General features: G+C 54.6%; 20 protein-coding genes and 5 pseudogenes. 7 read left to right on the forward strand and 18 right to left on the reverse strand.

The features are described 5' to 3' along the window. Positions 1 to 38: 38 nt before the first annotated feature. The 10 genes from PVZ80_RS32095 to PVZ80_RS32140 all read right to left on the reverse strand — a co-directional run bounded on the left by PVZ80_RS32095 (position 39) and on the right by PVZ80_RS32140 (position 8,427). Complete coding sequence (locus PVZ80_RS32095; RefSeq protein WP_273865022.1) at positions 39 to 278, reverse strand: TIGR03758 family integrating conjugative element protein; 240 nt, start codon at positions 276 to 278, stop codon at positions 39 to 41. Then, positions 275 to 577 (reverse strand): integrative conjugative element protein, RAQPRD family, encoded by a 303-nt coding sequence (locus PVZ80_RS32100; protein WP_273865047.1) that lies wholly within the window; start codon positions 575 to 577, stop codon positions 275 to 277. Before PVZ80_RS32100 ends, PVZ80_RS32095 begins: the two co-directional genes overlap by 4 nt. Positions 578 to 745: 168 nt before the next feature. Further along, positions 746 to 1,057: a hypothetical protein gene (locus PVZ80_RS32105; protein ID WP_273865023.1), complete on the reverse strand. Its 312-nt coding sequence runs from the start codon at positions 1,055 to 1,057 to the stop codon at positions 746 to 748. A 74-nt stretch (positions 1,058 to 1,131) separates the two neighbouring features. Beyond that, entirely contained in the window at positions 1,132 to 2,607 is a 1,476-nt protein-coding gene (locus PVZ80_RS32110; protein ID WP_273865024.1) for a UvrD-helicase domain-containing protein, read from the reverse strand. A 9-nt stretch (positions 2,608 to 2,616) separates the two neighbouring features. Further along, positions 2,617 to 3,369 (reverse strand): TIGR03747 family integrating conjugative element membrane protein, encoded by a 753-nt coding sequence (locus PVZ80_RS32115; RefSeq protein WP_202338776.1) that lies wholly within the window; start codon positions 3,367 to 3,369, stop codon positions 2,617 to 2,619. Between the two features lie 24 nt (positions 3,370 to 3,393). After that, the gene (gene traD / locus PVZ80_RS32120) at positions 3,394 to 5,622 is read right to left on the reverse strand and encodes a type IV conjugative transfer system coupling protein TraD (RefSeq protein WP_124374117.1); all 2,229 of its coding nucleotides are present in this window, start codon (positions 5,620 to 5,622) and stop codon (positions 3,394 to 3,396) included. Between the two features lie 260 nt (positions 5,623 to 5,882). Next, complete coding sequence (locus PVZ80_RS32125) at positions 5,883 to 6,386, reverse strand: integrating conjugative element protein (RefSeq protein WP_202338774.1); 504 nt, start codon at positions 6,384 to 6,386, stop codon at positions 5,883 to 5,885. Then, positions 6,383 to 6,940 carry a transglycosylase SLT domain-containing protein gene (locus PVZ80_RS32130; RefSeq protein ID WP_202338773.1) on the reverse strand — a complete coding sequence of 186 codons (558 nt, stop codon included), beginning with the start codon at positions 6,938 to 6,940 and terminating at the stop codon, positions 6,383 to 6,385. Before PVZ80_RS32130 ends, PVZ80_RS32125 begins: the two co-directional genes overlap by 4 nt. Continuing rightward, positions 6,925 to 7,710: a TIGR03759 family integrating conjugative element protein gene (locus PVZ80_RS32135; protein ID WP_273865025.1), complete on the reverse strand. Its 786-nt coding sequence runs from the start codon at positions 7,708 to 7,710 to the stop codon at positions 6,925 to 6,927. The genes PVZ80_RS32130 and PVZ80_RS32135 overlap by 16 nt, the downstream gene beginning before the upstream one ends. Before the next feature lie 9 nt (positions 7,711 to 7,719). Then, positions 7,720 to 8,427, reverse strand: a complete 708-nt coding sequence (locus tag PVZ80_RS32140) for a methyl-accepting chemotaxis protein (protein WP_273865026.1) — start codon at positions 8,425 to 8,427, stop codon at positions 7,720 to 7,722. Positions 8,428 to 9,089: 662 nt separating this feature from the next. On the opposite strand from PVZ80_RS32140, the gene PVZ80_RS32145 reads away from it, so the two are divergent. Together PVZ80_RS32145 and PVZ80_RS32150 are read left to right on the forward strand one after the other, a co-directional pair. Further along, positions 9,090 to 10,361 (forward strand): PAAR domain-containing protein, encoded by a 1,272-nt coding sequence (locus PVZ80_RS32145; RefSeq protein ID WP_202338770.1) that lies wholly within the window; start codon positions 9,090 to 9,092, stop codon positions 10,359 to 10,361. After that, positions 10,342 to 10,920 (forward strand): hypothetical protein, encoded by a 579-nt coding sequence (locus tag PVZ80_RS32150; RefSeq protein ID WP_273865027.1) that lies wholly within the window; start codon positions 10,342 to 10,344, stop codon positions 10,918 to 10,920. Before PVZ80_RS32145 ends, PVZ80_RS32150 begins: the two co-directional genes overlap by 20 nt. A gap of 22 nt (positions 10,921 to 10,942) precedes the next feature. On the opposite strand, the pseudogene PVZ80_RS32155 reads toward PVZ80_RS32150, so the two are convergent. Further along, positions 10,943 to 11,461: pseudogene (locus tag PVZ80_RS32155) on the reverse strand (DUF4113 domain-containing protein); the annotation flags it as partial. Between PVZ80_RS32155 and PVZ80_RS32160 the strand changes: the two are divergent. Continuing rightward, positions 11,462 to 11,608: pseudogene (locus PVZ80_RS32160) on the forward strand (NADP oxidoreductase); the annotation flags it as partial. Positions 11,609 to 11,906: 298 nt separating this feature from the next. Here PVZ80_RS32160 and PVZ80_RS32165 read toward each other — a convergent pair. From PVZ80_RS32165 to PVZ80_RS32175, 3 genes and pseudogenes are all read right to left on the reverse strand, one after another. Further along, positions 11,907 to 12,938: an IS110 family transposase gene (locus tag PVZ80_RS32165; protein WP_273865028.1), complete on the reverse strand. Its 1,032-nt coding sequence runs from the start codon at positions 12,936 to 12,938 to the stop codon at positions 11,907 to 11,909. Positions 12,939 to 13,155: 217 nt separating this feature from the next. Further along, positions 13,156 to 13,323 (reverse strand): annotated as a pseudogene (locus PVZ80_RS32170) (IS5/IS1182 family transposase); the annotation flags it as partial. A gap of 62 nt (positions 13,324 to 13,385) precedes the next feature. After that, the gene (locus PVZ80_RS32175; protein ID WP_273865029.1) at positions 13,386 to 15,464 is read right to left on the reverse strand and encodes a putative bifunctional diguanylate cyclase/phosphodiesterase; all 2,079 of its coding nucleotides are present in this window, start codon (positions 15,462 to 15,464) and stop codon (positions 13,386 to 13,388) included. A 516-nt stretch (positions 15,465 to 15,980) separates the two neighbouring features. Between PVZ80_RS32175 and PVZ80_RS32180 the strand changes: the two are divergent. Continuing rightward, positions 15,981 to 17,239: pseudogene (locus PVZ80_RS32180) on the forward strand (IS256 family transposase). A gap of 340 nt (positions 17,240 to 17,579) precedes the next feature. Next, positions 17,580 to 17,759: pseudogene (locus PVZ80_RS32185) on the forward strand (integrating conjugative element protein); the annotation flags it as partial. A gap of 216 nt (positions 17,760 to 17,975) precedes the next feature. Here PVZ80_RS32185 and PVZ80_RS32190 read toward each other — a convergent pair. The 3 genes from PVZ80_RS32190 to PVZ80_RS32200 form a co-directional block, all read right to left on the reverse strand. Beyond that, positions 17,976 to 19,175, reverse strand: coding sequence for an amino acid aminotransferase (locus PVZ80_RS32190; RefSeq protein ID WP_273865030.1), 1,200 nt, complete (start codon positions 19,173 to 19,175; stop codon positions 17,976 to 17,978). Positions 19,176 to 19,201: 26 nt separating this feature from the next. Beyond that, positions 19,202 to 19,810, reverse strand: a complete 609-nt coding sequence (locus PVZ80_RS32195; RefSeq protein ID WP_273865031.1) for a YitT family protein — start codon at positions 19,808 to 19,810, stop codon at positions 19,202 to 19,204. Between the two features lie 192 nt (positions 19,811 to 20,002). After that, positions 20,003 to 20,476, reverse strand: coding sequence for an Lrp/AsnC family transcriptional regulator (locus PVZ80_RS32200; protein WP_273865032.1), 474 nt, complete (start codon positions 20,474 to 20,476; stop codon positions 20,003 to 20,005). A 144-nt stretch (positions 20,477 to 20,620) separates the two neighbouring features. Here PVZ80_RS32200 and PVZ80_RS32205 point away from each other — a divergent pair, with 144 nt between their 5' ends. Beyond that, on the forward strand, positions 20,621 to 22,018 hold the full coding sequence (locus PVZ80_RS32205) for an amino acid permease (protein ID WP_273865033.1): 1,398 nt from the start codon (positions 20,621 to 20,623) through the stop codon (positions 22,016 to 22,018). Positions 22,019 to 22,295: 277 nt separating this feature from the next. Here the strand turns inward: PVZ80_RS32205 and PVZ80_RS32210 are convergent, their stop codons facing one another. Continuing rightward, positions 22,296 to 22,769 carry a helix-turn-helix transcriptional regulator gene (locus PVZ80_RS32210; RefSeq protein WP_273865034.1) on the reverse strand — a complete coding sequence of 158 codons (474 nt, stop codon included), beginning with the start codon at positions 22,767 to 22,769 and terminating at the stop codon, positions 22,296 to 22,298. Positions 22,770 to 23,511: 742 nt separating this feature from the next. Here PVZ80_RS32210 and PVZ80_RS32215 point away from each other — a divergent pair. Next, on the forward strand, positions 23,512 to 23,973 hold the full coding sequence (locus PVZ80_RS32215; protein ID WP_273865035.1) for a hypothetical protein: 462 nt from the start codon (positions 23,512 to 23,514) through the stop codon (positions 23,971 to 23,973). Positions 23,974 to 24,057: the final 84 nt, after the last annotated feature.

A 24,057-nucleotide genomic window follows, 5' to 3' on the forward strand; every position in this document is an offset into this window, starting at 1 on the left:
TAACTTTTTTAGAGCGGGCATGGCGTATCTCCGAAGGTTTAACTAAGAACAAAAAACATTAGGATCATGCAGAGCACCAGGATGCGGGTTACCGAAGTCGCAGCGATTGAGCGATCAAGGTTGCCCGTAGCCCAGCCTCGGTAGCAGCTGTAGATCGACCAGGCTGCCCATAAAAATGTGGCGGCCAGTGCAACTCCAACGAAGAGGGTGTAGCTGACAGATGGGCTGAATCCGGCAGCAGCCTGAAAGGCTGAAGACTGAGCACCGTTCATGCTCATGGTTTCCCACCCCCAGTTTTGGTGTAGTCACCAGAGATATCTGCAGGATCCCGTGGTTGCGCACGACTGGGCGTCATGTACCCCTCCAGACCATGCCGGATCCGCTCTATGTCCCCTGCAAGGCGTTGGTAGTCGAAGTAGTAACGTTTGCCTGGTTCATCGGCGACTTGTGCACTACGGCGTGCGGTGTCCTCCAGTGCATTCAACTGGCGGATCATTACTTCGAGATTGGCCTGTTCGGAGGCAGATGCAGCAGCGGCATGAGGAAGGTGCAAGCAGCATCCAAAGAGTGCGATCAGGCCCGCCCGGGCAAGGCGGTAAGTCAGGGCGGTGAGGGGCTGATACTGGTTCACGGCTGGGCTCTGGTGATTCCTGTTGGCCGTCAGCTTGCCGCGTATAACCAGGGCCCCGCCGCAAGAAATCCATTATCAGCACGTCTTGGATTTCTTCTTATTGATTCCCAGACTTTAAGCACCAGGGATTGGGCGCTTGAAGAACATCAGAAAACCTATCGGTAACGCCATGCCATACGCCCATCCTTGAGCGTTTTGGTTGCCGAGCTTGACCTCACCTTTGACCACGGGTTGGACGCAGACCAATTCCCACCCCTCGCGGCCCAGCTTTGAGAGACGTTCCTTATGGTCAGGGTCCTGCATAAATGCGTTGATATCTGGCTCATGGGTGGGCTCTTGAGTCTTAAACAGCAGGAAGCCCTTGGTCTGAGCCCGGTACAGCAGCGGGGTGTATTCGTTGCGGTACTCGAATGCTTGATAGCTCATTTCACATCCTCGATGACGGGAGGTGTGAGGCTTCCAGTGCGGGGCCATGTCGGGCAACCGTAAATGCTTGCTCGCTAGCCTCTGTATTTCTGCTTGGAGACTTGAGGAGTACGAGCGTCGACATACGCCTGCATGATCGATAGGACCATTGAGTTCAGAGCCAGGATCTTCATTCCTCGAGTGACAGCCACATAGAGCAAGTTCAGCTCGTCGTTCTTCCGTCCCTGATCAATGTCAGGGGAGAGCGGGTCCGCGGTGAAGTCGTCGTAAAGGCTGACAAAGTCCCACTCCAAACCTTTTGCTTTGTGCCCGGTGGTGAGGGTAATTGTGGCGTCCAGCTCGTTTTCGACCGTTCGAGACCGCAGTGACAGGATCCTCTGAGGCAGATCCGGGTAGGCAGCGATGATTTTGATCGATCGGAGCATTTCACTGTCTTGACTGACCTCGGCAATTTCGACGTATTGATTGAAGTCCCGGTAGTCGCGCAGCAGTTTCTTGTTCTGCACCTCCTGATTACGACCGCGGCTGAACAGGTACAGGTCTTCGAGGTCGCGTAATGAGTAGCTGTCAATGCCACCTACCCAGAAGATCTTGGGTTCACTCGTCACCAAGCGCAGTGCGTTCTCGATGACCCCGGTTACGGTGCGGTGGATGAAGGTGCGGTGCGGAAGGTTTTCAGGTAAAGCTCGTTTGACCTGGGTATTAGGTCCCAGACCTTGGAGTTTTCGAGTTTCTCCCTTGTAGAAGAGAATGATGTTGGCCACATGGGCGACAGCTGGGCCGAAGCGAAAGCTCTGGGTCAGATAATGTCGCTCAGCGTCTGCCATCCAGTCGCTGTCCAGCGCGTCCTCTGCGCCTCGGAATCGATAGATCTGCTGATGTGGATCGCCAACGGCCACTCTGCGTATTCGCTGAATTTTCACCAGGTCTGCGATCACCGGGTTCACGTCCTGACCTTCGTCAAGGAGGATGCCTTCGAAGCGCTGGCTTAGATCTGGCTTGCTCATCTGATACAGCTTCAGGTAGCCGTCGTGGGTGATGGGCATACCGGTGTCCTGTAGATCAACCATCCTGTTCCAGATGGATTTGGCCACGGCCAGGGTATTGTTCAGGAAGCGCTCCTGAGCACTGGTCAGCATTTGTCTACCCTGGAAGCGAGGGAGGTGCGGCCGTCCCAGCTCCATATCAGCGCTGGCCATGAAGTTGTTCAATGTACTCAACACGTCGCGGACCAACTCCCAGTCTTGAGTGTTGATCGCCCTTGCGATGTCGGTGAGTCGAAGGTTGTTGGTTTGTTTGGCGGCGTACTGGCTGCCGTAGACCGCATAGGCGAGGCCATGTGCAGTTTTGCAGACGACATTGCGCGGGAATTTACCCTTGGCTGCCAGCTCTACAGACTTGTTGTAGCAGAGGTACAGCATCCTCACTGATGCATGGTGCTTTGCATAGCCCACCAGGGTGGTTGTTTTCCCGGTTCCGGCGAATGCCTGAACCAGCAGCTTGCCGGCCGTCGATTCAATGATGGGCTGTTGCTCGTAAGTCCACTCCATGTCCAACTCCTACAGGTATTTTTTGAAGCTTGAGACCGTGATGCAAACCGAGATGCCCAGAAGAAAGGCGCAAGGCAGTAGGATCAATAACGGGCTGATGCTGATGGGGATGGCCAAGTAGATCGTCCAGGGAACGATGGTGAGCGGGATAATGGTTCCTCTTGCTTTGTGATAGAGGTAACTCGACTCACGACCTGACCCGAACTTTCGCAGATCTCTTCTGACCAGGCCGTCTACCAGGCCGGTGAAGGCTGCCAACAGAAACAATGGAATGGTGAGCGTCAGAATCACCATGCGAACGCAGAAGGTGAGCACGGTGTACAGCGCAGCGAGGCCGTAATCCTGAAACTTGATCATCACCCAACCGATTTGGTAACGCAGATCGAAGTTTCCAGTCTGTTGACGTGCTGTGCGGGCATATTGAGTCAGTGCATTGATGCTGTCCTGCAGGCCAGATTTCACCATCACCCAGTCGTACACCAGGTGGGCAAGCCAGGTTGCAGTTCGACCAGGTTCTTTGATGATGACGCTCTGCAGTAGATCCTGGGACAACCAGCTCAATTCGTATTCGAACATCTCCTGGGCGTGTTTCCACCCGGCGTCCGGCCAGAAGATATACATGCACAACCACTCGACGACGATTGCTCCCAGTAACGAGCCGAACATGACGCCGAAGAAGTGAAAGGGCGTTGAAAACAGCATGCCCAGGAAGGTCTTCTGGCCCTCCTGCTGCTGTTGAGCTTTTTCTGCAATATCTGCCATGGCTTTGTCCTTGAAGGGCTCCCTTTACGCAGCCTGGTCGCCGGTGGCCATGTTCCGGAAGTCATCCACCAGGTCATCGGGCAACGACTCGTTCAACGCTTGAAAGCCGGGTGCTTGCCACCAATCGCTATTGCTGCTTGACCCTTTGCGCATGCTTTCGGCCAGTGCCTGCAGATCCTTGGGCATGACTTCGTCAGGATCGCTCGCCGGCAACGGCATGCGGATCTTCCAAAGGTTGCCACCCTCGATCAGGGCAAAACACTGCCCCTTGGGCAGACCGACGACATGTGCGGGCTCGATCATGGGCACACTGACGCTCTGGATCTGGTCATGGGTGTTCGATGTGAACGCGGCTTTGCCATTGATAGCGTCGTTGGCACTACTGGCTGGCATGCTGGTGAAGACCTGGACTTTGGGGAGCTGGTTAGTGAGGAGTTCCGCGGTCGCGGTCTCTCGAACCCGCAGCATGAAGAGATTGTTGAAGTTACCGATAACTTGGCCCGCTTTGGCGCGGCTACCGATCTTCGCCTCGATGTCACTCATGGTCTGGGTGTAAGCGGTCACTTGCATGCCGGCACCGCCGCCTTTGTTGATCATCGGGATGAACTCCTCGCCCATGAGCTCGTTGAACTCATCAGCATGGACGTTGATCGCCACCTTACCGCCGGTGCCGCCCGGAAGGCCGTCATCGATGCCGAACTTGTAGATGTGCCCCGCGACCGATACCAGGTCACTGAACATCGAGTTGCCCACGGCAGCGGCTACCTCTGTGTCGGACAATGCATCCAGGCCGACGTAGACCACAGCCCTTTTGCGAATCACCTGCATCCAATCGAAGATCGGTCGTGGATCCTCAAGATCCATGTAGTCCGGAGACAGCAGCTCTGCGATACGGCCGGTGGTAAGTTTCTCCAGCAGTGGAAGCAGGCTGGCCACGATCTTGTCGAAGTATGTTTTGTCGTATCGGACTGCCGATCGCAAACCGTCCATAACTGGGTCGGAGATGCGTTTTTGGGTGAGGTATTGATCGATGGCCACCACGCGCATCGGTCGATCCTTCATTGCAAAACTGAGGTTCTTCCGATCGATTTTGTTCTCGATCGCGATGATGGTTTCCCAGGCTTGGGAGTCATGTTCAGCGAAGTATTTCTGGGCATATTCGACAAACAGCGCATCGATGTTGATGACGTGCTGCAGGATCTGCTCATAGTCAGGACGCCGGCCAAGGGCAACCAGGGCTCGCGCAATGATGTTGACGAATCGCCATGCGAACTCGCGGAATGCTGCGGAATTACCCTCACCTGAGAGCTGACCGGCGATCCGTGTTGCCACTTCGGATATACGACCAAAACGACCCACCGCGTTGTAGCGTGCTGAATGATCTGGCCACCCCAAGTGAAAGACGTAGAACTCATCCAGTCTGCCGGCCCGTTCGCACTCGATGTACATGCGTTTCAGCAGGTCAGCGTCACCCTTGGGGTCGAAGACAATCACGACCTCGCGGTCGAGGTTCGCCTCTTCGTCCTGTTTGACGCTGCGCTGGCTTCGATGCACGGGTTGAACACGTCGACCCATTTGAACGCGGCGTCTGGATCGTCGATGAGTGCGTCTAATGTCCTGGGTAATGAACAGCTCTGCCAGCCGAGTTTTGCCTACGCGTGTCGTGCCCAGTACCAGCGTGTGGCCCACGCGCTCGCCTAACGGCAAGCTGACATCGCCTTCGTATGGCTCGATACCGTGGAGTCGAGGAAGGCCGCCCACCGGGGGGAGTGGCCGCACCGGGTTGAGCGCGACGTTCCAGGCTGTCGCGCGGGTAATGAGTTTGAGGGGGAAGGGGGCGAACTCCAGTCGCTCCTCGAGGCGCCGTGCCTGCTGGTACAGCGCAGTGGGTTCTACATACTCAGCGTATTTGGGCAGATAGGTGTCCATGAGCCGCTGGGTGTGTTTTTGAGTCCAACGAAAGCCCTTACCAATGAACAGACGCTCATTGCTGACCGGCATTTCCTTGCTTGTCATCGTGTAGTGAGGGAGTCGGCGGATGTTGCGCCGGTACCGGAGTACCACCAGTGCCTGTCTCAGTCGGACGTATCCCAGGCCGAGATATGCGCATGCGGTCACCACGCCGAACAGTGGTGATAAGGCAAAGACCCAGGGGGCGAATACACACAGCAGTGCTGCGGTGATGCAGACAAATACTGTGTAAAGCTCTACAGCTGGGCGAAGTAATGATTCGATGGTGTAGGCACTGGCCACGATTTGCGTCCTTACGCTTGTCGAAGCCGTTCAGGAAACTGGGTGGCCAGCTCCTGTCTCGCCGCTTCGACCTCATGAGTGGGAAGCCGATCGGCCAACTTCATGCTTAGAGATATTTCGTCTCCATGCGCCGTCGAGGTCACCCGACCGCCGTACAGCTTGACGACATGCCTTACCTGTTCCAGGAGAAGCTCGCGTGCTCTGGGGTCCTTTGGTTGTCTGATCACCATCGTGAGATTCTCAGGCGACATCGCTGGCCTCTACTGTTGAATGGCTGTGGCAGTAATCAGAACTGGGTAGTGACGAATACTCAGTCGGCCTGCCAAATCGTTTGCAGGCGCGGGAACCAGTTTCAGATCTGCTGCCCAGCGACTTACCTCGGCGAAACGCTCTGCATTCGCTACGTTGATCACTATCCCAACTGCCTGGATCTGCTTCAGGTGCTCTCGGTGCTGTGAGAGCCAGGTCTTGGATAACTCGTCGTCACCCACGAGAAACATGGGCTGGAGGCCTGGCGCGTTGATCACTCGTCCTTGCACCGAGCCGGGAGTCAGCTGAGCTGATTGCACTGGAAAAGCACCGGCGCCATGTACCCCCATGTTCTGTTGCATAGCTTCCTGGTCGGTTGGCTCGGGCACCAGGTCCTGATAGTAGGGAAGTGCGGAGGTGCCCCCTTGATCCGCGACGACGATCAGTGGGCTGGCCATGGACGACAAAGGGAGTGCCAAGCACGCTGTAAGCAAAAGTTTGGGGTACCGATTCATTGGTTTTCCGCCATAAGTTTGATGCCGGTTACGCGGCTGAGATGTTTGGAAAAAGCACGGCGATAGCGTTCAGCAGGCTCTCCACCAGCTGGTCGGTGGTAACGCCCAGCTGCAGTAATCCAGTCACCACCTTTATTTTTTTGCTCGGCCAGGATTTGCGCAGTGACCTTCAGGTTCTTGTAGGGATCCAGCCCCTCGCACGGGCTGCTGTATCGGTGCCCGTTCGCTTTCATATTGGTTTGCCCCAGGCCTACATCAACTCGTGCTGGTCCGGCGGTGACCAGGGCGACCATCAGCGCCTGGCAAGCATCACTCCGGGTGGCAAAGCGATATCCAGCTCCAGCCACGTTCAGTGTCCAAGGCCAGGGCACGATTTGGCCGCGGAGTTTGGTACCGCTCTCCTGCAGAGCGACTGAGTAGAGGACCTCAGAAGGCACACCTTCCGGAATCGCAATCAGCTGGTATGCGGGAGGCGGTATCTCTGCAGCGCGGGACATTACTGCTGTGAGAAGCAGCGAGCAGGCAAGTGCTGGACGGATTATTGGCGCTGCCATTTGCCATTGACCTCCCGCACGACAGCAGGCAGATCACCGCCCAGACCGATGCCTAACCAGCGACCACTATCGTGGTTGAGGGTTATCTGCCGGTTTCGAACTGCAGCGGGATCAATGCGAGCGATGGCTGCCCAACGACGTATGTGTTCGTCATCTCCTTGGCTTCCGACAAAATACAGATCAAACGCCTGCTTCTGTGCCTGGAGCTCTTTCACCTGGGTAAAGCAGGACAGGCAATTGTCCCGGACAAAGATGGCCAGGCGACCATCGGATTTTAGGGCTGATTGGCCAGTTGAAGCTGACGATGGGGCTGATGAGATCTGTATGACTTTCTCGTTTGGGTGCAGGCGGGAAAAGGCCTGATCGTATGCCCGCTGATATGCCAGCTCTTTTTCGATGCGTTGGCGTTCGGCTTGGACCTGCAGCTCGGCGTAACGCCGGCGTTCGTCTGCCGATCTAGCCTCAATTCCGAGCGCCGTAAGAGGATCCAGGCCAGGTGAATAGGTCCCGCGTGGACCTTCCATCAGGGTTTGATAGCGACTCCACTCTTGCGGGCTGAGCCCCCACTCACGGGCCAGTTCCATTTGACCTGCGTTTTGAGTCGAGGCCTGACTCTGTGTCTCAACGCTATCCTGAATGTTGGTCCTCGGGGCAAGGTTGGTTGCTGCGAGCAGATTCTGGGAGAAGAGGAGCAGGCCGATCAGGCTCCCAATTGCGATGATGGCTTTCAGTGGTTGCGGTGTTGGGGTGTCATCGTTCGTAAAAGGCATACTGAGGTCCTAAGGCGCAAGGGTTACGGTTTGTGGGCTGCCAGCCACATCAAATGCCGCTCTACCGTCAGTGAGGGATCTGAGGCGCCATGAGGTCCCTGCGACTGCGTCACCTGGTCTGATCAAGTAGATTTCGCTGAGCTGAGTGCTTCCAGGTGGTGCTACTGATAGGAAGCGCTCACCGCCCCGATACTCGATGCCGAGCACGTTGAACGGAGGGGCTGGAGGAGGGGCGGCGGTTACCGGCTTCGGGACGGGCGCTGTTTTGCGGGCGGCAGGTTTGGGTTTCGAAGGCGAGGTTGTGGCTGGCTTAACTTGGGCCTTACTGAGGTCTTTTAGCCGGCTATCTATTGTTTCGACGCTTGCCTTGAGCATCACCAGCTCAGCTGTCGATGCCGCATCTCGAGAGAGCTCCTGGACGGTCTCTGTCGCCTGCTTTGCATATGCCTGAACGGCATCCAGACGATTCGACAGCGCCTGCTGTCCTGCTCTGAAATCCTCATTGGTGACCAGATGTTTGCCGTCGACGGTGTCCAGTCGCTCGTCGACCTTGGTCAGTCGCGTTAATAGGGCATCCAGAGATTCCTTGTCGGCTGTTGCAGCAAGGCCGCTGGTCAACTTTGATAGCTGATAGTGCTCATAGCCCAGCGTCCCCGCCAGGGCGAGGAGGCATAAACTGAGGGCCAGTGTTGTACGAGTGGGGCGTGGTAGGTTCATGGGAGTCCTCGCGCGAAACCGAGGACACCCTCTCAAACCGGGAGGGGCTGTCGCAGTAGGAAATAGATTTCCCAGAGTGGCTTGAATTTATTCGCTCTGCCTACCCAAGCGATGCTGGTCACTTTTGTAGTGGCAATTTGCGATGTCAGTGAGGTAGCCTTTCTGTAACGACCCCCAGATGATGGCAGATGTTCCGTCGTCATCGAGTCAGTGGATAAGCACAACTGGGCAACTCTGAAGGGAACAGAACCATTGGGCACTCATAGACAACGACTGATCGCGATCAGGACAATTTCAACGCTTCTAATACTCATGCCGATCTTGGTTGTAATCGGAGCGGCAGCCGTCTCCAAACCAATATCGTTTGGGTGGTTGGGACTATCTGTGGCTGGTTTCGTAATTCGGCTATTAATTCGAAAAGTCATCGCAGATCGGGTAGAGAGGATCCTCTCCATACATGGTCGTGATCTTGTCTGATGCAGTTTTGAAGGACGTGGGACTGTAGAACCGAGAGGTCTAGAAACGGCCAGAGTTGTTTATAATTATTCAGAAAATTCCTACAGACCGCATATCAATAATTGTTGTAACGTCCCCTTGCCAACTGCAAACGCTATTCGCCCCCACTGATGGGGGCTTTTTTATGCATGGAACAAGGACGACGCATGATTTCTTCAGCGCGCTTGGGCGACAAACATGTCTGCCCGTTGCCGGGCCACGGCACAACTCCAATTGCGTCAGCTTCTGGTGACATCAACATCAACTTCATGGGCGCTGCTCGTGTTGGTGACACTTGCGGTTGTGGAGCGGTCATCACCACCGGCTTTCCCTCCATCATCCTGAACGGTCGCCCCATGGCCCACTTAGGGAGCCCTACCAGTCACGGCGGGACAATCATCACGGGGTCGAGTGACACCTTCGGCGGCTTTGTCATGGGCCCCACTCCTGGGGCTGCCATCATCAACTTCGCGGCGCTCGGGGCATTCCGGCCTGACGGCTCGGTGGACGATGCGAAGATGGCCACCTTACTGGCCGATCCTCAACTGGAGCAGCGCGCATCGCTCGCGGGCGCCCTTGTACAACCTGGCAGTTCATCCTCTACAGTTCCCGAGGAACCGCTGACCCCTGAGCTAATCGCAGTCGCCGGCAGTCAGCACGACACCAGGTCGGGCAACCAAATGATGTTCATCGGCCAGGCGGTGCGCGAGCTAGCCGAGTTCAAACGCAGCAAGCCTGACATGACGCGCACGCTGGTGGTATTCGCCCCGTCGTACAGCAATGCAATGCTCAGCGCTGCACGCGGATCCGCCGATGCCTATGGAGCTGGTGTTATCACTGTGACGAACGTCAAGGAGCTGATCGACTACCTGAACCAGGGCAAGGACCGCAAGCAATCACCCATCGAACACCTATCGCTGTTCAGCCACGGCGTGCCGCATCGGATCGCCTTCGGCTATCAGCTTTCTGGGGACTTCCAAATGTCCCTGGACGTACTGAGCTACGACAAGATTTCACCCTCAGCGTTTTCAAGTTCTGCGCAAATCGACAGCTACGCTTGCCGGACCGGCATGGGCAATCGGTCGGACTTCCCTGTTGAGGATGGCATCCAGTTCTTCCCGCAGACCAACGAGAGTCTGGCGCAGTTGCTGGCCAACCACCTTCGGATCAAGGTGCATGCCTTTGTTCGCCGCTCGGATTACAAGAACACTTGGGGTTCATTTGAGGAGCGTCAGCTGGGTAAGCTGTGCGGCATCAGCAATAACGCAGCACCTGGCGAAGAGTGGTGCAGGAAGTGGGGGGCACTTGATAAGGAACGAAAGGGCAGTAACGACATGTTTGATTTCACCTACCAGTCCATGGGCGCAATCAATCCAGTGATCTCAGGCGACACGCCCATTGGCGTTCCGGGGGGGCATTTTGAATTTCTACCGAAGTAAAGGCTTCTGGATAGCCTTCACCATTATTTTTCCTTTACTGCTGATAGCGGCCAACTACGGATTCAAGGTGATGACGAGTATATACAAGACAGACTTGGGCAACGGTGTAGTGATCTATGCCGATGACTATGTGAAGACCGGCCGTTGGGTTTTTCAGTGCGGCCGATCACGCCTGGTCAGCCGAGAGCCATTACCCGCCCCAGTAGCAGAACTGGAACATGCGGCAAAGCTTACTATCGGTAATATGTACGCCTTGAGTGCTGCTGATGAAAAACTCGCGAAAGAGGCTATAAGGGCCATCACTGCGATGCCCTACTGGTACAAGAGCCTAAGTTATCGCTATTCCGTTCTAGGCGAAAACAGTGATCTAAGTAGCCACGTCTTTGGTTTGCTGGCAATGCATGGCGGGCAGCAGTGGGCCTTGAGAGTATGGCAAGAGATCAATTATGGCGGCGAGTCGAGCTTTGATATAACCGCTGAGCCCTACGATCCAAAAACCTATGTGGATCATGCAAAGGCGCTCCATGCCGCCGCCAAGAGTTGTCCTGGTCCACAGTAAATGGCGAGCTATAAGGAGCCGATTACGAGCAGTTGACTCGCCACAGCTGATCGAGCCTTGTGGTGTAACTCTGGCTCATCAGCTCCCGGCGCATGCCCCATGAGGGACTCGCCGGCACGCTGGCCGATCGCAGGGTGCCTCGACCCCAGCGCTGGTTAATCTGGTCCAGGACATTCATCACCCGTGAGGCGTCGGCCGGCTGCGACACGGCAAACAGATCGTCTGTGTACTCGCCGGGTCGGCACAGGTCCAACAGCAGTACCTCGGCTTTGCTGTACCGGAACCCTGGGCGAAATACCCGACCCAGGGCATCCACTGCGCTGCGCGTCAGAAGTCTCACGTCGTCAGTAGGGTAGGGCAGCTCCACCAGGACGCCGTTTGCGTATTTCGCTTCCTCGGGATTGAACATGCCAGTGCGGATGCTGACGCGGATCTTCTTGCACAGCGAACCTTGGGCGCGGAGCTTTTCCGCGGCACGCATGATGTACGTGGCCACCGCTTCCTTGATCGCCGGCAGCTCCTGCAGGCGTTGACCGAACATGAGGATGTCGAGGCTAAGGTCAATGTGGGGGCGTTAATTGAGCAACTGGGCTTCGCAGGCATCGATCTGGGAGGCCTAAGCGAAGGGCGCCTGGCGCAGTTCCCTGGAGGGTCATTACCGGTACTTAACCTGGTAAAGCACGGCTAATCCCCAATCGGCGGGCGCTCCAAGCGTCCGTATATGGACTCCTCCTCATTGCAAGCCCCTTCGCTTTGGCCCCCGTGTCGACTGCACACGTATATTCGGCCTCTGACTTTGGCATCGATTCGATGCAGGGCCATGATGGGCTATTCGCGCGTCGGCTCCCAATCGCTTCTACGTGCTTTACGCACCTGGACATTTGAGGGTTTTGCCGACGCCGGTTCGACCGGTTTGCCATCGTTCGGGTTGCTTAGCAATCTGGGTAGACGGTTTGTTTACTCGTTGGACGTGACGGTTTGGTAGATCAGGCCGCAGCCCGATCCGGTTGGTAATCGGTCCCGTTGCGCAGCATCGCCCAAGCCATGCGTGCGGTTTTGTTGGCCAGCGCGATAGCGGCCACATTGGGATGTGATCGCTCGGCCAAACGAACAGCCCACTGGCTGAGCCGATCGTCTTTGGATTTGGCTGTACGCAGGGCCGAGCGCGCACCGTGGATCATCAGTGTTCGCAGATAAGCATCGCCACGTTTGCTGATGCCAAGTAGCCGATCTTTACCACCAGAGCTGTGTTGCTTCGGCGTCAGCCCCAACGAGGCGGCTAACTGTCGGCCATTGGCAAACTGTCGGGCATCACCGATGGCAGCAATAAGTGCGGTGGCGATCATCGGGCCAACCCCGCGCAGCTGCTGCAAACGGACGGCACTCGGCTCGCTTGCCGCGATTGCAGATATCTCGCTGTCGAGTTCGCCAACACGTTCATCCAGTGCGCGAAGGTCGCCCCACAAGCCATTCAGTAGCCGACGCAAGCGAACCGTCAAACCGTTATCCGCATCTTCTAGCCAGCACGGTATCGCACGACGCAGCATCAGTAACTCCTTCGGGGCGACTAGACCGTACTCGGCGACCAGTCCACGAATCTGATTGGCTTTGGCCGTTCGCTGTTCGATTAAGCCGGCCCGGATGCGATGCGTCGCCTGGATATCCTGTTGCTCGATGGTCTTGATGGCGACGAAGCGCATGCTGGGACGGCTCATCGCTTCACAGATTGCTTCGGCATCGTTGGCGTCGTTCTTGTTGCTCTTGACGTACGGTTTGACGAACTGCGGCGCGATCAGCCTCACCTGAAAACCGCGTGCCTGTAGCTGCCGCGCCCAATGGTGTGCACCGCCACAACTTTCCATGCCGATCTCACCGCCGGGTTCGATCTTCTCCAGCACCGTTTGCAGCCAGCGATCACGAGGTAAACGTTGCCGCCAGACTGGCCGCTCATGACAATCCACGCCGTGGATCTGAAACACGTTCTTGGCCAGGTCGACCCCAATGCGCATAAGCTTCATGTGTGGACTCCTTCTCACTGTTGACTGTGGTTCGCACTTTCAGTCTGGCACTCAAGATGCCGAGGTGAGGAGGAGTCCATCCCATTGCTTCTGGCCGTTCTCTGCCTATCATGGTTACTTGGTCAAATCCGATGCAGTCAGTGGTCAGGACGAATGCAAATGACTGGTCAGGTCGAATGCAAATGGGTGGTTAAGTAGAGTGCAATTTCGAAGTTTCCAGCGGATAGGGTTTTCGACCACCGCTGGCCTTCGGATCATACGGTTCGATCAGCTTCAGCAAACCGTTCCAGGGCACCACCTGATCCGTCTCGGCGAGAAACCGTTCGCGGCGAGTTTGCTTACGTTTGCCGGCATATTCGAAGTCGGAAAAGTTCATCTGGCTCATGAAGGGCTTGGGTCTGGTGGGGAGGCTGTATTTCATCACGATTGAGGGGGGGCGAAGTGTCCTTAGGTGGTCGTTGTAGTCTCAGCCATAGCTGCTGTGGCCAAGCTATTGATCAATGATTCTGCCGGTAAGGGTCTGCCGAGCAAATATCCCTGCAACGTATTGCAGCCTAGCCGCGTGAGCAACTCTTGCTGCTCTACGGTCTCCACACCCTCGGCCACAATCTTCAGGCCCAGTGTATGGCCAAGCGCAATGATCGCCGAAACTATCGCCGCATCGTCATTATTCTGAGCCAGCTCGGTGACAAAACCTTGGTCGATCTTCAACTCATCGGCGGGTAAGTGCTTGAGGTAGAGCAGGCTGGAGTAACCTGTACCGAAATCGTCGATGGAAATACTCAGTCCCAGTTCCGACAACTGTTTGAGAATCGCTAGGCTGGCTTCAGCATCACGCATAGCTGTTGACTCAGTGACCTCAAGAGTGAGGTGGCGGGCGTCCAGCGAGTGACGCTCTAGCGCTGCGCGTACAACATTCGCCAGACTGGCGTGCCTCAGTTGAATGCTGGAGATATTGACCGCGATGCTCCAGTCCTGATGTCCTTCGTCATGCCACTGACGCAGTTGCCGACAGGCTTCGTTGATTACCCAATTGCCGATGGGGATGATCAGACCAGTCCTTTCTGCGAGGGGCAAAAAACGATCAGGAGGGACTAGACCTAGCTCAGGGTTTTGCCAGCGCAACAATGCTTCGACCCCGATCATCGGGCCATTGGGAGCGAGCATTTTGGGTTGGTAATGCAGAAGAAATTCATCGCGGTCCAGCGCCTGGTGCAGATGCTGTTGCAACAGCATCTGTTGATGGGCATTGGTGTTCATCGTCCTTTCAAAGAAGCAGTAACCATTACGCCCCTGTTCCTTGGCGTTGTACATCGCGGTATCGGCGTTGACCATCAGTTCGTGCGCAGTCAGACCATCTGTGGGGAATAGCGCAATGCCGATACTGGCCGAAACATGCAGGCTCCTGCCGGCGATAGTGTAGGCCTGACCAATGCGCTCGATTAGCCTTTGCGCGAGTATCGCTGCATCTTCGGGGGCACTCGGATAAATCAACAAAACAAATTCGTCCCCCCCCAAGCGCGCTGAGGTATCCTCGCTGCGCTTGGTGTTGTGGATACGCTGCGAAACCTCAATCAGCAACAAATCACCCGCGTGGTGCCCATGGATGTCATTGACGGTCTTGAAACCATCCAGGTCCATGAACAGCAACGCAAAATGGCGTTTTTCCCGGGTGGACTTTTGAATCGCCTGTTCAAGCCGATCATTCAGCAGGAAACGATTGGGCAGTTTGGTAAGGTTATCGTGCAAGGCCAACTGCACCAGTTCGCTGTTGGCCTGATCGAGTGAGGCCGCCAGCAGATTGGTACGTACATCCAGCATGGATACGATCAAGGCAATGGCGAATACCGCCAAACTTACCACGATGACTAACACGGCTAACCATTTGGTATCGATGCCAATGTGGGCCGCTCCGCAGAAGCTGCCAATCGGAAACTGTGCGGCCGCCATCCCGGTGTAATGCATCCCGACGATGGCACAGCCCATGACTAGCGATGCCCCGATCCGGGCATATGTAGTCCTGGCTGAGTCGCTACGTAGACGGAAGGCAATCCACAGGGCAGCGCCCGAGGCCAGTACTGCAATGACAATGGACAGGGCAAATATCCAGGGAATATAGATCACACTTGGCGTCATCAACATGGCGGCCATGCCGGTGTAGTGCATGGCGGCAATGCCAGTGCCCATCAGCAGGCCGCCCAGCCCCAGGCGTCCCCAAGGCAGATCCTTCTGGCAAACCAGCCAAAGCGCAAAGACCGATGAGACGATGGCAATCAGTAGTGAGAGCAACGTCAGAGGGATGTCATAGCCCAAAGAAATGGGAAGACTGAAGGCAAGCATACCGATAAAGTGCATCGACCAGATACCGAACCCCATGGCGAAAGAGCCACCTATCAGCCATAACACCGAGGCTCTGCCCGTGGAGCTGGATACACGACTGGCCATGTTGAGTGCTGTGTAAGAGGCGAGGATGGCGACGATCAGAGAAAAAGTGACGAAGATATTGTTGTAACTGCTAAGAAGCATGAAGTTCCCATCCTTGAACGTAGAGTGTGCGCACACATAGAAGTCAAAAGATTAAAGCTCCTCAATAAAGTAAGCAGCCAATTGGTGCTTGCTTTCTATTTTGGCTTTTGCATATATATTGACTGCATGCTGTCTCACGGTCTTTGAGCTGGTTTTACGAATCATTCTGATCAGAATGCAACTGTGCGTAGGGCCCCTTGTACTTAGGGCGGTAGAGATGGCACCGCACTGAAAATGTGCTTGAACCAACATTGCGAGGACATCAGTGCCGGCAACAAAACCCATCATCACAGCAACCAGGCATAATTGCGACAAGGCAAATGCCCATGAACACAAGATACAGGGCATCCGCCCCGCATGACTCATCCAAACCAATTAGTGTCCCCAAAAAATACGCGCTGGCCGGGTGATGCCGATAGCAGGGCTGCTGCGACAATGATTGTTGAGGCATATCGACATTACTGGGACTGTCATAAATTTTGTGTTCGGGCATAACATTGCTGAAGAGGTGCATGTATGCCGACCAAAAAGAAACCGGCCCGTGAGGCCCCGCGAGACCTTCCATCCATCCCAAAGAGCTGATCGACCAATTCGTCAGCGGCCCGATGAGCGCCGAAGCCATTCAGGATGCGTCGATGGCGTTCAAAAAAGCGCTGATCGAGCGAGCCCTTGGTGCCGAGTTGGGTCACCATCTTGGCTACCCTCAGGGCGCGGAGCGTCCTGAGGAGTCGAGCAATCAGCGCAACGGCAAGAGCGGCAAAACGGTGCTGACCGATGACGGCCCACTTCGCCTGGACATTCCTAGAGACCGCGATGGAAGCTTTGCACCGATCCTGATCCCCAAGCACGAGCGCCGTTTTACAGGTTTTGATGACAAGATCATCGCAATGTATGCCCGCGGTATGACAGTTCGCGAGATCCGTGCGTTTCTCTCAGAACAGTACGCAACAGACGTTTCTCACGACTTCATCAGTTCGGTTACCGATGCTGTTTTGGAGGAAGTCACCGCTTGGCAACAACGACCGCTTGAGCCGATGTACCCGGTGATTTTCTTCGATGCGTTGCGAGTCAAAATCCGTGACGAAGGCTTGGTTCGTAACAAAGCCATCTACCTAGCGTTGGGCGTCTTACCGGACGGTACGCGGGATATTTTGGGCATTTGGATTGAAACCACTGAAGGTGCCAAGTTTTGGATGAAGGTCTTCAATGACCTGAAAACCCGAGGTGTCGAAGACGTCCTGATCGCGGTAACTGACGGGCTCAAAGGCATGCCGGAAGCACTGAATGCGGTGTTTCCTGAGGCAACGTTACAGACCTGCATTGTCCATCTGATTCGCAACAGTCTTGATTACGCGGCTTGGGACAAACGCCGCGAGCTGGCTAAAGCGTTGAAGCCGATCTACCAGGCGCTCAATGCTGACGCTGCTGAGCAAGCACTGTTGGCCTTCGAAGCCGGCCCTTGGGGCAAGCAATATCCAACGGTCGTGGCAGCCTGGAAACGTGCCTGGGATTGAGTTATCCCGTTTTTCGTGTTTCCCCCGGCCATACGAAAAGTGATCTACACAACGAACGCGATCGAGAGCATCAACGCTCAGTTACGCAAGATCATCAAGACCCGGGGCCACTTCCCAACGGACGATGCTGCGACGAAGTTGATCTGGCTGGGGCTGCGAAACATCACCGCTAATTGGGGCAGTGCCGCTCATGACTGGAAGAGCGCAATGAATCAATTTGCGATCCTGTACGGAGATCGATTTATCAGGTCGACCTGGTAAAACTAAGGCCTGCACACAAAAAATCTGACACTCTCACATTACTCACCACAGTCGTCGATAACCTTGCTCAACGATCTGCGGATTCAAATATAGCTAGTACGGTCACAGCTACGCATCCAGCTCGAAAATGCCCCCAGCAGATTGAAGTCAAAAAATAGCCCCCCTTCAACCCATGAACTGACAACCATACAGAGCCCGCCTCTTGAGATTATTTCCGCTCAGAAATTCTGGCCATTAACTCGCACATACAATCTAACTCTTTTAAAATCGAACTAAACACTCCCTCCCGCCTCACATCGATGCAGTGCTTATCATCAAATCTATGTTGAGCAACAACAACAACAACAACCTCATCTGCGGAAACATGAATTTGAGCAACACCTTGGAAAACCAGTTGAATGGAGCCACAGCTGGCTTTCAGAACATCATGACCTCTTGTAGTGGTCAAAATGCCACCGGCGCCGTTGCCTCCTTGCCAGCCTTGCTTCTTCAACGATCGAACCCTGCACTCTATAACTTGGCGGTTCAGGCCGATCAAACATGCCTTGGTAAGCCGGGCTTGGGTTTGTGCTTCATCGAGCGCAGCGAGGCCTTGCAGCATAGATGAAACAGTAGCGTGGGCTTTTTGCAGAACCCAGGCATCTACTCAGCAATTCAGAACTATTGCCATCCGTGGCGGCTTTGGCAGGCGATAGACGTCACAAGCATCTTGTTCGCGATCAGATCTCAGCCAGCCTTATGGATAGTCCAGCGCAGCGATCGCTTGAGCGACTCTTTCCACGTTGGCCAAGTTCAATCCTGCCAGACAAATCCGTCCGCTATCGATCAGGTAGATTGCATGTTCCTCTCGTAACTGCAAGACCTGGGCAGGGCTCAGCCCAGTGTAACTAAACATGCCTTTCTGCCGCAGCAGATAGTTGTGGCGTCCGTCCGGGAAGCGGTCGTGCAGTAACCCCGCCAATTGTTCACGCATCGCGAGGATCCGGAGCCGCATCTCCTCGACTTCATGAAGCCACTGCTGGCGCAGCGCACTGTCACCCAACACGCCTGCCACCAGCTGAGCGCCATGACATGGGGGGCTTGAGTAATTCCGACGCACCGTTGCCTTCAACTGCCCATGAACCTGTGACGCTTCAGTCGCGTCAGTGCACACGACCGACAGACCGCCGACGCGCTCGCCGTAGAGCGAGAAGATTTTCGAAAATGAGTTGCTCACCAGCATCGGCACGCCTGACTGAGCCATCGAGCGTATAGCGTAGGAATCCTGCTCCATGCCATCTCCAAAGCCCTGATAAGCCGTGTCCAGGAATGCAACAAGTTCACGCTTGAGCAAAATGGTCGTCAGCACATCCCACTGAGCAGGAGAAATATCTGCACCCGTAGGGTTGTGGCAGCACGGATGCAGCAATACGACACTACGTGACGGCAAGGCTTCAAAGGCTTGGCACAGAGCATCAAAGCGCACACCACCGGTGTTGGCGTCGTACCAAGGATAACGATTGACTGTAAAGCCGGCGCCAGCGAATAGGGCGTGGTGGTTTTCCCAGGTTGGATCGCTCACCCACACCTGCGCCTCTGGCAGCCACTGACGCAGGAAGTCGGCCCCCACCTTGATTGCACCACTACCACCGACGGTCTGGATAGTTGCGACCCGACTTGCAGCCAGTACCGGTGACTCATCCCCGAAAAGCAATGACTGCACTGTCCGGCAATAGTCCCGATGTCCTTCCATGGGCAGGTACATCGGCGCTTGAGCGGGAGCCTGTAACAACCGGCTGTGGGCCTCAGCAACGGAGTCCAAGAGCGGAATTTTCCCTTTTTCATCGTAGTACAAGCCGATACTCAAGTTGACCTTGTGCGGGCGAGGGTCAGCCTGAAAGCTGGCCATCAATGAGAGGATCGGGTCGCCGGCATATGGCGCGATATGCTTGAACATGATGAACTCCAACGGATTGCGAAGACTCAGGCCTGGTAACGGCCGGAACGATGATTCAGAGCGATGATCAGATTGAGTACCAATGTGCCCACAATGGACATGAACCAGATTGGCAGGGCTACTACCGTCAGCGACAGACAAAGGATAAGTACGTCTGCGCCCATCTGCAGCCAGCCTGCACGCCAGCCAAAACGGTCTTGGAGAAAGAGCATCAAGATGTTCAATCCCCCAAGGCTGGCCCGGTGCCGAAAAAGCACTATAAAACCGACCCCCAGAATCACGTTACCCATCAGTGCCGCGTACAACGGTTCGATGTGCGACAGGGTGATGAAACCTTGCGTGTGGTCAGAAATGATCGAGACCAAGGCGATCGCAGCGAACGTCTTGAGGGTGAATCCCCACCCCATGCGCCGAACCGCCAGGTAATAGAACGGCAGATTCAGCAGAAAGAATGTGATGCCGAATGCGTACCCCAACACGTAGTGGAGATACAGGGCAATCCCGGCGGTACCGCCGGTAACGATCCCCCCTTGGCGAACTAACAGCAGGCCGAAGGCAATCAGTACGGTACCGATGATCAGCGCAAGGCCGTCCTCGGTGCGAGAGTGAGGGAAAGCGGAAGTGACTGTGGTCATGTAAATACGTTCTGGTAGGCGCGAGCATTGAGGCGACGATAAGTCGCCTGTTCAATTCGTGCAAAATCTACCACAAAAAAGCACTGATCATGCAATAAGCAATCAAGCAACTCATGAAAAATGTATTCTTATGCAAATATATGCACTAATCTAGCTCTGGCCTGCGTCTCGGCGCATCAACATGGTGCGCGCTTACCTTAATGTGGGTAACCCAGCTTCCTTGAGTCGCTCCAGGACTACCGCCGTTTTCAGGTGTCCAATGGTTTCGCCAGCCGTCAGCCTTGTCATCAGTGCGTTCAGCTCCACCAGTCCCGCGATCGCGACTTTCAGGCTGTAGTCGGCATCTCCGGTGGTCTTATACACATCGACGACTGCAGGCTCCTCCTGCACAAATGTTTCGAATGCGCGAGCAGTGGTATGACGGTGGTCGACCAGTCGCACCTCGATCATGGCCACGACCTCCGTATTCATGGCCTGGGGCGCAAGCCTTGCGTGATAGCCAAGGATCAATCCAGCCTGTTCCAGGGAGATGCGTCGACGCGAACACTGTGATGCCGACAAACCAATCAGCTCACTCAGCTCCTGGTTGGTGAGGCGCCCATTGCCTTGCAGTAGCGACAACATCTTCAGGTCAAAATCATCTGTACCACTCATTGCTTCAGTCACTCCGATCAGTCATTGGGCCCGGGAGAGTAACAGTTGTGCGGAGGGCTGATAAGAAAGATGGCACTCGTATTGCAGAGGGCCCAGCAAGACGTCGTCGGGCAGCGGTCACTGCCCCTCTCTTACTTGCGACAAGGATTTTTCTGAATGCCAAACACCACTCTCCCTTCGCTTCATCGGGGCCTGAAGAACCGGCACATACAACTGATAGCACTGGGTGGCTCAATCGGTACCGGGTTGTTCTTAGGCATTGCGCAAACTATTAGTATGGCGGGTCCATCGGTGATCCTGGGTTATGCGATCGCTGGCTTCATCGCTTTCCTCATCATGCGTCAGCTCGGCGAGATGGTTGTGGAAGAACCTGTAGCTGGAACCTTCAGCCACTTTGCTCATCGCTATGTGGGGCCCTTCGCTGGCTTTATGAGCGGTTGGAACTATTGGGTTTTGTACGTGCTGGTCGGTATGGCCGAGTTGACCGCTGTGGGCGTCTATGTGCAGTACTGGTGGCCGGATATCCCGACTTGGGTGTCGGCTGCCGGGTTCTTCGTTCTGATCAACCTGCTCAATTTGTGCAATGTCCGTATGTATGGCGAGATGGAATTCTGGTTCGCCCTGGTGAAGGTGATCGCCATCATCAGCATGATCCTCTTCGGCGGATGGTTGCTGACCAGCGGACATGGTGGCCAGCAAGCCTCAATCGCCAACCTTTGGCAACACGGCGGTTTTTTTGCCCATGGACTTGGCGGTCTGGCGATGGCTATGGCAGTGATCATGTTCTCCTTCGGTGGCCTTGAACTGATCGGCATTACCGCCGCTGAATCCGAAGATCCTCAACGCAGCATTCCCAAAGCTACCAACCAAGTGATTTGGCGCATCCTCATCTTTTATGTCGGTGCGCTGACCGTGCTGCTAGCGCTGTACCCTTGGCAGAACGTAGCCAGCGGCGGCAGCCCCTTTGTGATGATCTTTCATGCCCTAGACAGCGAATGGGTGGCCACCTTGCTCAATGCCGTGGTGCTGACAGCGGCGCTCTCGGTCTACAACAGTTGCGTATTCAGCAATAGCCGCATGCTCTTCGGGTTGGCGCGTCAGGGTAATGCACCGGCAGCAGTGACCCGTGTTAACCGTCGAGGCGTACCGGTTGTAGCGCTCGCCATATCCTCGATGGCAACCGGCTTGTGCGTGATTCTGAATTACTGCCTGCCAGGAGATGCCTTCAGTTTGCTGATGGCACTGGTGGTTTCTGCCCTGGTATTGAACTGGGTGGTCATCAGCCTGACCCACCTGCGCTTCCGCAGTCACCCCTCCCGCAAAGCACAGTCGGGACTTTTCCCCTGCTGGGGATACCCATTCACCAACTATCTGTGCCTGGCGTTCCTGGCCGGAATCCTAGTGGTGATGTTCCTGACCCCGGGCATGCGTCTATCGGTCTACTTGATACCTGCCTGGTTAGGCCTCCTCTCCTTGGCCTATTGCATGCGCCGTAAGTCGAGTCTCGCCACGCTAGGCTCTGTACGAAAAGAGATGTCGCAGACACCACCATAGAGGCGTAGCTTTTCGCGAGCTTGTCGAAGCGAGTTACGATGAGACGGTTCTTTCAGCCATCTGACCAATTAGACCGCCCGCCTCTTTAGTCGCGCGATGGAGCGCAAGCTCAAGGCACCTGGCGAACAGGCTCAGTCTGTTGATGTTGTCGATCATGCTGCGTTGTTTATATAGTGACTCGAAGTCCCTTCTTCGCCAAACTTATTATCTACTCTATTGGAGAGCGTTTGTTGGGGGGGGCAGGAGAAGGGCTCAAAGGTGAGAGAGCTGAAGATGGTTATTTTTTAGGGGGGGTCAAAAGGTCTTCAATAAAATAGGCGGCTAATTGGTGTCTGCCTTCTATTTCGGCCTTTGCATATATATTGACTGCATGTTGCCTTACGGTCTTTGAGCTGGTTTTGCGGACTGTTGCAATTTCCTCAAGCGAAAGGCCTTTTATTAAAAGTAATGCAATTTCTTTTTCTGATGGAGTTAGTCTCCATGATTCAAACTGATTTTGTATATGGGTTGAGAGATCTGTGGAGGGGGGATTTAATGCAATATCTGAAATCTCTAAGCGTTGCTCGTGATTGTCCAGGTTTTGCAAGAGGTTGTGCTGCTTTCTTATAATTGCAGTAAGCATGAATATTAATACTGAAAGAGAAATGGCTTCTGTGAAAAGTCTTTGATCGTCCATGAGGTATAGTTGTAGTAGGTCCCAGGTCTTATAAGTGGAGAATGGTATTAATAAAATAATAGCCTTTGATGTCATGCTTAATAGCTCCAGAGTAAGATCTTTCCTGGTTACATGTTTGGTTACAGCTTAAGCTCTTAAGGTCAGCGGCGCTCATTAGTGTTGAAGTTTGTTTTTTATTGTTGCTATATCATTTTATTCTATATCAGATAAAACGTTTCAGCAAAGCCGCGTGCCGATGCGAACAGGGGAAAATATTCCCCAATGGCGGTGTCATTCTCACTTTGGCAGGGGGGGGTAACGTGAGCGGGGCAAATGACCTGGGGCTTTTTTGGCTGTTCGGGACAAAAGCCGGGCTCCAGATTTCTGGTGATGCGAGCATAATTGCAAAAGCTTTCTCTTTGCTTTCATTGTTTCATTCAGGCTGGTCCACTGAGTATGTGTGTGAGGGAGGCGGGATGAGTTCTTCAATATTTCTGCACGACAACAATCATGCGTTACGCGCCTTAGTTGCTCGCCCTAGATTCAGTCGGGTTTTTTCGGGTCTAGCGAGGGGGGAGCATGTCGATTGGGAGGGGCTTCGTCGAGTGATAAAGGAACGTTATCCTGCAGAGTTGTTTACTGAGGCCGAGCTAGATGTATTGTATAGCGTAATGAAAGAGGGGGCGTCCGATAGCTAGAAAGCTAAAGCCAATGTATCTCTTGGGGGGGGGCATGCTACTCCAGCAGTTTGATGTCTCTGCTATTCGTGTTGTGGAGAATAATTGCTGGATGTTAATGTGAGTATGCTTTAATCGAAATGCAATGGGTTGCGTCAAAGATGGCTAAGCGCAGGGTGGTGGCTAAAAAGGAGGGAGAAGGGGCAGATTTTTTATTATTTGCCGTGAAAGTCCAATATGATCTTGCGGTCATATGTAGTTGTATTGAGCGTGGGGTGGCTTATCTCTCGGAAAGTGACAGGTTGCACATGATTGTTCGGGGGCGCGTAAAGTGCCTTAACAATATTTATAGTGGCGCAGCGGATCTCTCGGGGGTATCTCTGCTCAAGGATTTGTTAGTGTTGGAGAGGGAGTTAAATGTGCTGGTTGATGTAAGGGTTAGTAGGTTTTTGGGGCGGGCTGGAGTAATGCTGGATGAAGTAAGAAGTGAGGTTGTTGTTGCTCAAGATAGATTTTATGATAAGCGCTGCATCGATGTGAGGCGGGAGGGGGTGTTTAGTTCGATTTTAAAAGAGTTAGATTGTATGTGCGAGTTAATGGCCAGAATTTCTGAGCGGAAATAATCTCAAGAGGCGGGCTCGGTATGGTTGTCAGTTCATGGGCTGAAGGGGGGGGACTTCAATCTGCTGGGGGCATTTTCGAACTGG

This window comes from Pseudomonas sp. B3G-3, from assembly GCF_028640915.1.
In the GTDB taxonomy this organism is placed as follows: Bacteria; Pseudomonadota; Gammaproteobacteria; order Pseudomonadales; family Pseudomonadaceae; genus Aquipseudomonas; species Aquipseudomonas chlororaphis_I.